Genomic DNA, 12,361 nt, shown 5'->3' with positions numbered 1-12,361 from the left:
CTCTCCTTTTAAGGAGCGGGTCAGGGAGAGGTTACTTTTCACTAGGGAGAGGTTGCATTTTACTGCTGTGCAAAAGAAAGGCGCTAATCACTAAACCTTTTCATTCAATCCAAACTTACTTTTTCACGTTAAAAGTTTGATCCATTGCCCAGTTAAGTTCAAGTACATTAACACGGCTCTGTCCCAACACATTTGCTGTTGGTTGCTCAACTCTTTGCATGACAAAGGTTTTCAAAAGCTCTGGATCAATATCACGCTGTGCTGCAATTCGTGGAATTTGTAACATGACAGCAGCGACGCTAATGTCAGGGTCAATCCCACTACCTGAAGTGGTCACAATATCACTCGGAATGTTGGCCACAGGCACTTGCTCTTTTGCAGAAATCTCTTGCAAACGCTGTTGTACCTGTTGCTGTAACACGGGATTACTTTGTGCCAGATTACTTCCAGAAAGACTCATCACCTCATAATTCGCAGCAGAGGGTCTTGCATAAAAATATTGATCACTGACAAAGGGTTGTGCGACTAGACGAGAACCGACCACCTTCTGTTCATGTACAATCAGGCTGCCATTGGCTTGATCTGGAAATAGCAGTTGTCCTAGGCCCGTAGCCGCTGCACTATAAGCAAAGCCACACACCAGCAATGCCACAGCGGCAAGCCCCAAAGCCGCACGCAACAATCCAAATACAGAAACGGGTGCAACGCTAGATGAAGTTAAATTAGACATAAGGCACTCCTACAACTGAAAAACAGCACTGATGACAACATCAATCGCTTTAATCGCCACGAATGGCAAGATTACCCCACCCACGCCATAGACCAGCATATTACTGCGGAGCAATTGGGTGGATGTTGCAGGTCTAAATTTCACGCCACGCAAAGCCAGTGGAATCAATGACGGAATAATAATCGCGTTAAAAATCAGTGCAGAAAGAATGGCACTTTCACTGCTGGTCAACCGCATCACGTTCAAAACTTGCATTTGTGGAATCGCAGCAACAAACAACGCTGGCAAAATCGCAAAGTATTTTGAAATATCATTGGCCAACGAGAAGGTGGTTAATGCCCCCCGAGTAATCAACTGCTGCTTCCCAATTTCAACCACAGCCAATAATTTGGTTGGGTCTGAATCGAGGTCGACCATGTTGCCGGCTTCTTTTGCTGCTTGCGTCCCAGAGTTCATTGCCAAACCAATATCTGCTTGTGCCAATGCGGGTGCATCATTGGTGCCATCGCCAACCATTGCGACCAAATGTCCCAATTCTTGCTCTCTGCGAATACATGCCAATTTATCTTCAGGTCTTGCTTCAGCGATATAGTCATCCACACCGGCTTCAGCGGCAATGGCAGCAGCGGTTAAGGGATTGTCACCTGTAACCATTACCGTTTTGATGCCCATTTCACGTAAGCGAGCAAACTTTTCTTTAATCCCTGGTTTGACCACGTCAGAAAGCTCAATCACCCCCAAAATGTTTTGATCACGTGCCACCACCAATGGAGTTGCCCCCTTAGATGCCACTTGCTCGACCCGTGTTTTGAGCTCTATATGGTTACTAACATCTTTGTCCGTGAATTTTAAAATCGCATCCAACGCACCTTTACGGATTTGTTGACCATCGCCCAAGTTAATGCCTGAAATACGGGTAGAGGCATTAAATGCAATAAACTCAGCCTGTTCAGGTTCAACTACTTTCTCGCCCATGTCTTTGGCCAAAGCCACAATCGACTTGCCTTCAGGGGTTGGGTCGGCCAGTGAGGTCAACAATGCTGCTTGACGCAGTTCCGATTCAGCAATACCCACCAAAGGATAGAATGCAGTCGCTTGACGGTCACCATAGGTAATCGTGCCGGTTTTATCGAGCAGCAATACATCAATATCACCTGCCACTTCAACCGCTTTACCTGATTTGGCAATAATATTGGCTTTGAGTGCACGGTTCATCCCTGCGATCCCAATGGCTGGCAACAATCCGCCAATCGTGGTCGGAATCAAACAGACCAACAACGCCACCAAGATAATTGGGTTAATCGTCACATTCAGGAAATTTGCAATAAACGGTAAGCTCACCACCACAAAAATAAAGGTGAACGTCATGACCATCAATAAAATTCCAAGCGCAATTTCATTTGGGGTTTTTTGACGATTCGCACCTTCGACCAATGCGATCATACGGTCTAAAAAGCTATTGCCTGAATCTGCTGTAACTTGCACCACAATACGATCGGTTAATACTTTGGTACCGCCAATCACACCAGAACGGTCCGTACCGGCTTCACGCAATACTGGTGCAGATTCACCTGTCACCGCAGCTTCATTAATGGTGGCACAGCCCTCAATAATTTCACCATCGGCAGGTATCAATTCACCAGCACGAACTTCGATCAAATCATTAATTAACAGTGCTGTAGCTGCAACTTGACTGCCCTCACTGTCTTTTAATGACGTTAAACGACGTGCCGTTAAATTTTTACGGGCTTGTTTTAAAGAGGCCGCCTGACCACGGCCTTTGGCTTCTGCCACCGCCTCGGCATAGTTGGCAAACAATACCGTGATAAATAAAATCAAGGTTACGGCCATGCCAAAGAATGCTTCAGAAAATCCCATCAAGGTGCTAATGAAGGTCACAATCGTGCCCAACCAAACGATGGCCATGACTGGGTTTTGATAGGCATGTTGCGGTAATAGTTTTATGAACGCATTTTTCCATGCTTCAACTTGTCCAATGCTGGGCGTATTTTCTTGCTTATGATGTGCTGTCATGATGTTACTCCCCAGCCTAAGACAACGATAAATGATCGGCGATTGGGCCTAAGACCAATACCGGCATAAATTGCAACAAGGTCAACATCAATACGATGGCGATTAAAGTCAGCGCAAAGGTTGGCGTTTCGATTTTTAATGTGCCACTGCTTTCAGGTGATTGACGCTTCGCAGCCAAACGAGCAGCCATAATTAATGGAATAATCATGGTGGGGAAACGCCCCAACAACAACGCTAAGCTACAGCTGAGATTCCACCACAAGGTGCTATCTGCCAGTCCTTCAAAACCAGAACCGTTATTGGCATAGGCAGAAACGTATTCATAAAACACCTGACTAATGCCATGTGACCCCGGATTACTGTTGCCAGTTAAGCCTGGGAAAATCAAACTGATTGAAGTTAGGCCTAGAATGACCAGAGGTTGTAGTAAAATCAGTGCCGCCAGCAGCTTAATCTCACCTGCTTCAATCTTACGGCCAAACAGTTCTGGCGTACGCCCTGTCATCAAGCCCGCAATAAATACGGCTAAGAACAAGTAGATGATAAATTGTTGTAAACCACAGCCAATCCCGCCCCAAATAGCGTTCACCAGCATATTACTCATCGACACCAAACTGGTTAATGGTGCAGCAGAGTCGTGCATCATATCCACTGAGCCATTGTTGACTTGGGTTGTCACAGCAGCCCAAATCGCTGAATCAGCCGAGCCTAGGCGCATTTCCTTGCCTTCCATGATGCTGATTTTATCTGCAACAGGTGACATGCTCTCAGACCAAATCGCTGCACTTCCTGAAATAACAGACATCAACAACATGCAGCCAAAAACCATGCCTGCAAATTTAGGACGTTTGGTGAAAAAGCCCAGCATAAATATCACTGAAATTGGAATCAGTAATATTCCTAACATTTCTAAGAAGTTTGACAGTGGCGTTGGATTTTCCAAAGGTACGGTACTGTTTGGCCCATACCAGCCTCCACCATTACTCCCCAATTGTTTAATTGCGACCATTGGCGCAACAGGGCCAAGCGCAATTTTCTGTTCTTTCATTTCAGCTTGTTGATCCAGTACAGCGACAGTCGGTCCACCATCAAAGGTCGACGGAACGCCCTGACTGTTGAGCAATAATGCCCAAACCATACACAACGGTAATAGAAAACGAAATGTCGGACGAATCACGTCTGCCCAATAGTTCCCAACATTGATACTACTGGTATTTTGAGTGTGTGGGCTTGTTGCTGCATGCGCTGTATCAACTTGGCTAGGTTTATGGAACAAAGCACGTAACGTCGCCACAACCATGGCCAACCCCATCATTGGGGTAATAATTTGTAGACCAACGATGCCGACCATTTGTGACAGATAAGACAACTGGGCCTGACCTGAATAGTGCTGTTGGTTGGTATTGGTTAAAAATGAAATCATGGTATGTAATGACAAATCCCATGACATATTCGGTGCATTATTGGGATTCAGCGGTAACCACGCCTGCACCATGAACAACACCCACACCAAAAATCCAACCACAATACAACTGATCAAAAAACTGAGACTATAATTTTTTGCACTCATGCCCTGTTTCGGATTGGTGCCAATCAACGCATAGATTGGTTTCTCAATCCAATTAAACAGGGGGTCTATTTTCATCTGGCGATTTTGCATAATCGCAGCGAGATATTTCCCGAGCGGATAGGCCAATATAATGGTCAAGGTCAATAATAATGCGAATGCTAACATGGCAACACCCCTCGAATAACGCAGTGCACGTTTGCTTCAGCGGCATGATGTTGCTGCGTATACTGCACGCAATCATGTAAGTCACGATAATTGTTTTGTTGATGACTTTGATGATGGTTTTGATGATAACTTTCTAAATAACGATGATTATAACTTGGATGTAAAAGCATCTTGCTCATACCTTATACAATGGAAGATTCCCATGTGTAGTATGAAAAACAATGCCGTAAAATCGCTATGCGCAAATCGCGCTTCCCCGTAAAGTTTGCGTAAAGATCCCAAACAAAAGCATATGTTTGCTCAGTAAAGCTAGTTTTAGAGATCAGCAAAGCCAATACAGCCTGCTTAAGCAGATGCAAAGAGAATGTTGAGTGTAGAGATTGATTGAGGTGATGTGCGGGTGCGCCTAACCCACGTCAGAGAAGCAATCGTCTAAATACACCACCGGATAGTGATGTGCTGGGTGACTAAATAACGCATGTGGCCACAATTCTTGCATGGGTATTTTGACATCGATTGGCAAGGGCATTTTTTTCGAATTAAACTGCATATTGTTTAAATCTTCGCCCCAAGCAATCAGATCAACATCTAAACTGATATGGTGCGAAGGTCGGACTCGACCACTGTCTGCTTCAAGTTTTTTCAGTAAAATTTCGACTTGCTCAAGTGGTACCCGACTCCGAATTAAGCAGGCAGCATTCCAATAGTCCGCACCTACTGCATCACGACACGGAATTTTATAAATCGCAGAAAATGCCACCATGCCTAACTTCTGCAATTGACCAATGGCAACATGAAAATGCTTTTCGGGATCGAGATTACTCGCCAGTGCGAGCGCGAATATCATTTCGGTGGCGTTCAAGGCGAATTCCTACAGCTTGTGCTTGCGCAATAATGGCGGGTTTACGAATCGTGATCTGAATCGATTCGATTGCAGCAAAATGATCAAACAAGGCTTCGATCACCAATTGTGCAGCATGTTCCAACATGTTCGGTTTGGCTTGTTGAATGGTCACTGCGGTGATATCGCAGAGTTCCACATAGTTTAAGGTATCCTCTAAGGCATCAGAATGGGCAACTTTTTCTAAGCATGTGGCAATGGTTAAATCAATTGAAAGTGGTTGAATAATTTGCCTTTCCCAAGCAAACACCCCCACCACAGTATCAACCTTCAGCCCTTCGATAATAATTGCGTCCATCACTGATCCCTGATTTGATCGTTTAACTCAAGCTTTTCAGCATTCAACTGAACGTATTAATGTTTGAACAATTGTGCAGGTTCTAAATTCTGCACCATTTGCAAACGTTGGTCAGCATAAATATCGGTATAAGGTGCGAGAACGCGCATAAACCGATCAAAATACAACATTTGTTTAAACAACAGGGCAAAATCACGCGGGAAACGAATGCCATGACGCTCCCCCACAGCAACCATATCCATCATAATGTCATTTAAATCGGCTGGATTTGACGAAAGCAACTTCTGTGGATCAGCCACAAGTGCCCCACTAAACAAGCGCTCTAAGTCTGCTGCCAAAACTTGGGTATCAATTTGCTTATCCGTCATCCCCATTTTCAACATGCTTTCAGCCATACGGGTATAGTCTGTGTGCTGTAAGGCATCCATAAAGCCAATACATGCGGTCCAAACCTCAGGATTCAGCTGCCCGACAATCCCAAAATCAATAAAACCAATGCGGCCGTCTTCGAGCAACATAAGATTGCCTGCATGTAAATCTGCATGGAAGCTTTTACACATCATCAAACTGCCGAACCAAGTATTCATCGCCGTAATTAAAACCTGTGATGGATCTTTGGCATGTTGTTTCACCACATCAAAGTCAGTTAATGGCACGCCATACAAGCGTTGCATGGTCAATACTTTGCGGGTTGAATACTGCGGATAGACCTTCGGTGCAGTTGCTGCTTGATTGTGTGTCGCATTTAAATATTCAACAAATTCTTCAATATTCTGTGCTTCTTCAATGAAATCGACTTCACGTACCATGCGGGTTTTAATTTCGTCGACGATATCGGCAAGTGAGGCAAATTTTACTTTGGGCACGGCTTTTTCGAATATTTTAGTCGCCCAGTGCAACACACTGAGATCGGTATATAAAATGGTTTCAACGCCAGGCTTTTGTATTTTTAATACCACATCTTCGCCACTGACCAATTTCGCTGCATGCACTTGCGCAATCGAAGCGGAAGCCAATGGGGTCTGTTCAATTGAGGCAAAAATTTCAGTTAAATCGCGCCCAGCAAATTCGGCATCAAGCACTTTTTGCACATAGCTAAAAGGCAAAGATGGGGTTTGATCCAAACAGCCTTGAAATTCTTCAACATATTCGCGTGGAAATAAAGACGGGGTACTGGCAATGAACTGCCCCAGCTTAATATAAGTTGAGCCGAGAGACTCAAAGGTTTCGCGCATTAATTTGGCATTGCTCGGTTTTTCGGTCGCGTACTTAACGCCCGCTTTGGCTGCAATTACTGCAGTTTCACCAATCCGTGCAATAGAACGCAGGCCATCAAATAAGATATTTTTTTTCATAGGGTCTTATACACATACACACGCAAATGAATGCAGTTTAACAAATAAATGAGCGATACAGGACGATCTTGACTAACAGAATGGACATTCATCGTCTTTATCAAAAGCAATCAGCCGCTGTTGCATGCTTAGACCATCCCATAACAATAGCTTTTGTTTGAGTGGTGTGCGCCCTAGCCCTAAATAAATCAATGCATGATGTGCTTGTAGACTGGCCATGACATTCGGTGTGGTTGCCAATACGCCAGAATCGGCACAACGTAGGCTCTCATTGGGCTGGTCGTCTTTGGGGAACAGGCAGGCATAACAGGCAGAATCACCTTCCTGCATAAATAACTGACCTTGAAAACCAATGGCGGAGGCACTAATTAAGGCAACTTGATGTTGGCAACACAGTGCATTGACCAAATAACGGGTACTAAAATTGTCACAACCGTCTAGTACCAAATCTTGCGCAGCGATTAGCGTACTTGCATTGGTTTGATCGAGCGACTGGTTATAATATTCAACCACAATAAAAGGATTAATCTGCTGCAAACGCTTGGCCAAAACTTCGGCTTTATAAAAACCAACATCTTGTGCAGTATAGCCAATTTGACGTTGTAAGTTACTGATTTCAACTGTATCAGCATCAATCAAACTCAGCTTGCCCACACCTGCACGAGCAAGCAATTCTGCTGTGGTACAACCGATTCCGCCGCAACCGACAATCAGCACATTGGCAAGTTTTAACTTTTCTTGGGCATCAAGATCCCAGCCATCCAGTAAGATTTGACGGCTATAGAGGTGCATTTCCTCATCACTTAATTCAAGGTCTGTATCCAACTGATCCATCACGTTGTATTCCCACATCATTTATAAAATAAAATCGACTTCGAATTATAAACAAATAAAATCGAGTAGCTAGCGAATCTGTAGAGACAAATTCGTTTAGCTGTCGATTTGGCGGGGATTAGATGGCTATCATGCGCTAAGTTTCAACCGAGCTGTACAAGGCTTTGCCTCACTTAGCAATCGCATTGCGCGCTGACAAGTAAGGCACCCCCCGATTAGAACACCAAAGAAAGTAAACCTGGTTTTTTCCACTCACGCTTAAATTCAATTGCGATCGGGTCATGATCCACATAGACCAACACTTTTTTTAACAACTGATGTGCTGGTTTTAAATCACCTTTTTGGTAAAGCATTTCGGCTTGCGCAAGGTAGATTCTTTCGATTAAGTCATCATAATCCCACTGATTGGTTTCATAGACTTGATCAATATAATTTACAAAGCCTGCAACACGCTCAACCTGATTCAATTTTGCATAGATTTGAACCATATAGCCAAGGAGTTGCACACGATCTTCCTCATCCATACTGTGTTGAATATCGTGTTCATAACGCTCAAAATACGCTGCACCTTCAACATATTCATTCAATAAAAAATGGCTTTTTAAAATCAAATAACGGGATTTATTTTTATCCGTGTTACTCAACAAAAATGCTTTTTTATTACGTAAATAATGTTTAGCAGCTTGTTTCATTTTTTCATATTGCCCAACCTCATTATATTCTTGCATCAACATATAATAGGGTTGAGATTCATTTGGATAATCCTGCAAAATATCTTCAAAATATTTTATGCGTTCATCAATATTATCCTCTTCAATTAAGTCATAAATTGTATTCTCAAGATTAGTTTTTGCTGTATTTAACTTGCGATAATCTGCATCTTTAATATTCGCATCTTGCTCTAAACTATGATCATACAATCCCAACAACAACACATTTGCTTTGAGTTGCAATTGATTTCTGCGGTGTTGATGATAATCAACCAGCACCTGATTAGACAACTGAAGCTGATGAAGATAATAAGGTACTGATTCGGCATTATAGTGATAAAAATATTGCTTTAATGCGCGATCTGCATTTTCATAGTTCGCTTCTTTTAATAACGCATCAATTCGACTGAAGTGTAATTCCATACCACCTGAGTACTGTAAGCCTTCACTCGAAACACGTACTGCCTCTTGGTAGTGACCAAGTTTGGTTAATGCAATTGCATAATCATTACAGCACATTGCAAACTGCTTATAGTCGCAAGAGCGATCGCTTTCATATTGATTTTGTTCAAAGTATGCTCTAAACGCTCGATACGTCTGCCGATAAATTTCAGCATGTAAGCGATTAAAAAATGGCTGATCTGCGACGGCTACATGATCTTGAATAAACTCATATAAATTAACTGCTGCAGCATATAACTGATGCGGAGAGTTCAGCTGAAAAAGCGGAACATCAGCTGCAATAGGTTGTTGGATCTGATATTCAGATTCAATTAAACGACGCCAAGTCAGTACATCAACTTTGCGTTGAATCGCCTGTTTAAAATACGCGATTGCGTCTGGATATTGGCCATTTTCATAAAGATAGGTGCCAGCGAAATGAAAGCCATCATAAGCGCTTGAGCGTGACTCAATATAACGTACAGCCGTATGATAATAATGATCAGCAGCAATGTTTAATTCATCGGCATAATTTCTTTCGATCATAAGTTGATAATATTGCATATCAGCATCGACATATCCCTCACCGAGTATTTTACTAAAACGGTGATACCAATGGATTAATCCACGCTGAACCAATACATCGTCGTTAATTCCTCGAATCAGTTTTAATAAGATTTTCTTCGCCAACGGGAGATCTTGATGGCTATAAGCAATTTCAGCTAAATCTAAAAACTGCGATTCATCATGGCTAATAAAAGTTGTAAAACCTTGTTCTATTTCACTTAACAATTGCGCTGTTGGATACGCTTTCTCACGGGCAAGCAGATAGATTTTCTTAATCCAAAAAGCAGAAACATGCGCATCTCTTAATTCACGATTGTCTTTAAATTCATCTTGAGCAACTTGAATCGCTGCATCTAAGCTGAGCAGCAGGAGTTGATCATCGTGTTGAGATTCATATAATTTCACTAAGAATTTATAGCCAAGCAATGGATTTTCATTTGTATAAATCAATTGATTGGCATAAGCAACATATTTATGCTGATTTAATATATTAACCTTTAAAAGAGATTCATCTAAATTTTTGCTGTGAAATAGCTGATCACGGTTTATCTCGTAGATTTTCATAAGTTTTCAGCACCTCAAACTAGATACTTAAACTTTACGCCTCTACTTATATTATGTGAAATATATTGTTGTTATTTATTTAAATAGTTTTAGCGCAGCACTGTTAATAATTTACACATATTATCTTAAAGCTATTAAAAAGCACCCTCTTGGGTGCAAATTATGGAACTTGTAATACTGTTTAGTGTCTTTTTATATGTTTTAAACACATCTAATTAAATACATATCCACTTTAATTCCTGACACTTTTAAAGCATTGCAGACTGATGTATTTCAAATCAAGAATAGACTTAAGCAGCATACATGTTATTTAAGTAAAATCATAATACAGCATCAACTGGCCTTAGATAAAGCTTCAAGCTTGGTGATTTCTTGCTGCTTTAAAATATTACGTTGAATCTTACCGCTTGAGGTTTTAGGGAGTGCTGCTACAAATTCAATTTCCCTTGGATAAGCATGTTTAGATAGACGTGAACGGACATACGCTTGCAACTGTTTTTGCAATGCTTCAGATGCAACAACATGGTTTTTCAGTACGACAAATGCTTTGACGATCTCAGTACGTTCTGGGTCAGGTTTGCCGATCACCGCAGACTCAATCACTTCATTACACTCTAATAAAGTACTTTCCACATCAAAAGGCCCCACACGATAGCCTGACGTTGTAATGACATCATCAGCACGTCCGACAAAATCAATTGCACCGAATTCATTTAATTTAACAGTGTCACCGGTGATGTAATACTGACCCACAAAGGATTTTCGGTTATTGCCATCATAACCTTCAAACCAAAACATCGGTGACGCTGAGCAGTCAATCGCCAAGGTTCCAATGCCACCTTGTGGCAATACTTGACGCTGTTCATCCAATACACAAAAACGATGCCCTGGGATCGCAAAACCTGCCGAGCCTACTTTTTTATGATGCGCCAAGGCATGATGATTGGCGATAACCATACCAAGCTCTGTTTGACCATAATGATCAAAAATATTCACATTAAAGTCCTGCTTAAACCAGTGGATCACTTCTGGGGTGAGTGGTTCCCCTGCACTGCTCACCACCCGCAGTTGCTGTTTAAGTTGTTGATCAAACTTTTCTTTATAGGCAAAGAACATGCGGTAGGCAGTGGGTGAGCCGATCAAATTATTGACTTTATGCTTTTGCATAATCTCAATCGCACGATCAACGCTAAATCCGGTTTCATCCATAATAATACTGTGGCCTAGGCTTAACGGTCCTGTGATCCCGTAATACAAGCCATACGCCCAACCTGGATCGGCTAAATTCCAAAATGAGTCGTCGGCATGCAAATCGACAGCATGGGTCATATACCCTTTAAAGGCCAGTATTGCTTTCAGCTTTACAGGCACAGACTTCGCGAGCCCCGTGGTGCCAGAGGTAAACATCATCAGGAATGGGTCTTCAAAACTGCGCATTACTGCTTCAAAATCAGCCGATTGTTTGTCCAATTCCGCCCAAAAATCCACTTGCGTTGCCGCATTTGCACGGTCTGGGCAAACCACCAATTGATGTGGGCAGTGAATGCCATTTAGTTTCTGCACCTGCTCTGCATTACTCACGATCATTTGTGTATTTGCGGTATCAATGCGATGTTCGATCGACTTCGACTCAAATGCGGTAAATAAAGGTTGGTACACGGCGCCAATACGCCATGTTGCCAACACCGTAATTAATAGTTCTGGGGTGCGTGGCAACAAGCCTGCAATACAATCCCCTGCTTTCAAACCGATCGATTGAAAATAATTGGCTAACTTTCCAGAAGCTTGTGCCAGTTGTTCAAAGCTCCACTGCTGCGACTCGCCATTTTTGCCTTCCCACAACAAGGCCGTTTGCGCAGTGCCCAAATAGCGCGCACAACATTCGACATAGGCATTAATGGACTGTTCCGAACCAACCAATTGTTGTTCAATTAATGCTTCATAATTAAATTCTTGATATGCCTGATCTAATGTCTTCATGACAATCCTCATCCTTTCTATATCTAACGGCGTTAAAGACGTTTTGCGCTACGCCTGTACATTTCTCTAACTGGCTATTTTATTTTAAAGTTCACTCATTGAACTTGTTTTACTGCATGCCACTAGATAATCATGTCTAGCAGCATGCTTCAATTTCCAAAAACTTCAATTGCATTGCTGCTTTTGGGTAGTTGTTTATGGCTTCAATCTTT

At 42.4% G+C, this 12,361-nt stretch carries 10 protein-coding genes; all 10 read right to left on the bottom strand.

Going from position 1 to position 12,361, the window contains the following annotated elements:
* Positions 1 to 115 precede the first annotated feature (115 nt).
* Positions 116 to 730: a potassium-transporting ATPase subunit KdpC gene (gene kdpC / locus FD716_RS08620; RefSeq protein ID WP_139851928.1), complete on the bottom strand. Its 615-nt coding sequence runs from the start codon at positions 728 to 730 to the stop codon at positions 116 to 118.
* Between the two features lie 9 nt (positions 731 to 739).
* Positions 740 to 2,764, bottom strand: a complete 2,025-nt coding sequence (gene kdpB / locus FD716_RS08615) for a potassium-transporting ATPase subunit KdpB (protein ID WP_139851927.1) — start codon at positions 2,762 to 2,764, stop codon at positions 740 to 742.
* 16 nt (positions 2,765 to 2,780) lie between these two features.
* Positions 2,781 to 4,499 (bottom strand): potassium-transporting ATPase subunit KdpA, encoded by a 1,719-nt coding sequence (gene kdpA / locus FD716_RS08610; protein ID WP_139851925.1) that lies wholly within the window; start codon positions 4,497 to 4,499, stop codon positions 2,781 to 2,783.
* The gene (locus FD716_RS08605) at positions 4,493 to 4,678 is read right to left on the bottom strand and encodes a hypothetical protein (RefSeq protein WP_139851924.1); all 186 of its coding nucleotides are present in this window, start codon (positions 4,676 to 4,678) and stop codon (positions 4,493 to 4,495) included. The genes kdpA and FD716_RS08605 overlap by 7 nt, the downstream gene beginning before the upstream one ends.
* A 227-nt stretch (positions 4,679 to 4,905) precedes the next feature.
* Positions 4,906 to 5,361, bottom strand: coding sequence for a 2-amino-4-hydroxy-6-hydroxymethyldihydropteridine diphosphokinase (locus tag FD716_RS08600; RefSeq protein WP_139851923.1), 456 nt, complete (start codon positions 5,359 to 5,361; stop codon positions 4,906 to 4,908).
* A complete protein-coding gene (gene folB, locus FD716_RS08595; protein WP_139851922.1) occupies positions 5,318 to 5,698 on the bottom strand; it encodes a dihydroneopterin aldolase in 381 nt (126 codons plus the stop codon). Before folB ends, FD716_RS08600 begins: the two co-directional genes overlap by 44 nt.
* Positions 5,699 to 5,754: 56 nt before the next feature.
* Positions 5,755 to 7,053 carry an ABC1 kinase family protein gene (locus FD716_RS08590; RefSeq protein WP_139851921.1) on the bottom strand — a complete coding sequence of 433 codons (1,299 nt, stop codon included), beginning with the start codon at positions 7,051 to 7,053 and terminating at the stop codon, positions 5,755 to 5,757.
* A gap of 72 nt (positions 7,054 to 7,125) precedes the next feature.
* Positions 7,126 to 7,887: a HesA/MoeB/ThiF family protein gene (locus tag FD716_RS08585; protein ID WP_139853644.1), complete on the bottom strand. Its 762-nt coding sequence runs from the start codon at positions 7,885 to 7,887 to the stop codon at positions 7,126 to 7,128.
* A 215-nt stretch (positions 7,888 to 8,102) separates the two neighbouring features.
* Complete coding sequence (locus FD716_RS08580) at positions 8,103 to 10,169, bottom strand: hypothetical protein (protein ID WP_139851919.1); 2,067 nt, start codon at positions 10,167 to 10,169, stop codon at positions 8,103 to 8,105.
* Between the two features lie 333 nt (positions 10,170 to 10,502).
* The gene (locus FD716_RS08575) at positions 10,503 to 12,149 is read right to left on the bottom strand and encodes an AMP-binding protein (protein ID WP_139851918.1); all 1,647 of its coding nucleotides are present in this window, start codon (positions 12,147 to 12,149) and stop codon (positions 10,503 to 10,505) included.
* Positions 12,150 to 12,361: the final 212 nt, after the last annotated feature.

It is taken from the genome of Acinetobacter pullicarnis (genome assembly GCF_006352475.1).
Lineage (GTDB): Bacteria > Pseudomonadota > Gammaproteobacteria > Pseudomonadales > Moraxellaceae > Acinetobacter > Acinetobacter pullicarnis.
Note: the sequence above shows the minus strand (reverse complement) of the source record. Positions and strands in the feature narration are given on the sequence as shown.

Excerpts from the sequence above, each read along its gene's own strand:
- kdpA (WP_139851925.1), bottom strand. The coding sequence starts at position 4,499 with ATGTTAGCATTCGCATTATTATTGACCTTGACCATTATATTGGCCTAT.
- FD716_RS08580 (WP_139851919.1), bottom strand. The coding sequence starts at position 10,169 with ATGAAAATCTACGAGATAAACCGTGATCAGCTATTTCACAGCAAAAAT.
- FD716_RS08605 (WP_139851924.1), bottom strand. The coding sequence starts at position 4,678 with ATGAGCAAGATGCTTTTACATCCAAGTTATAATCATCGTTATTTAGAA.
- kdpB (WP_139851927.1), bottom strand. The coding sequence starts at position 2,764 with ATGACAGCACATCATAAGCAAGAAAATACGCCCAGCATTGGACAAGTT.
- folB (WP_139851922.1), bottom strand. The coding sequence starts at position 5,698 with ATGGACGCAATTATTATCGAAGGGCTGAAGGTTGATACTGTGGTGGGG.
- FD716_RS08590 (WP_139851921.1), bottom strand. The coding sequence starts at position 7,053 with ATGAAAAAAAATATCTTATTTGATGGCCTGCGTTCTATTGCACGGATT.
- FD716_RS08585 (WP_139853644.1), bottom strand. The coding sequence starts at position 7,887 with ATGGATCAGTTGGATACAGACCTTGAATTAAGTGATGAGGAAATGCAC.
- kdpC (WP_139851928.1), bottom strand. The coding sequence starts at position 730 with ATGTCTAATTTAACTTCATCTAGCGTTGCACCCGTTTCTGTATTTGGA.
- FD716_RS08575 (WP_139851918.1), bottom strand. The coding sequence starts at position 12,149 with ATGAAGACATTAGATCAGGCATATCAAGAATTTAATTATGAAGCATTA.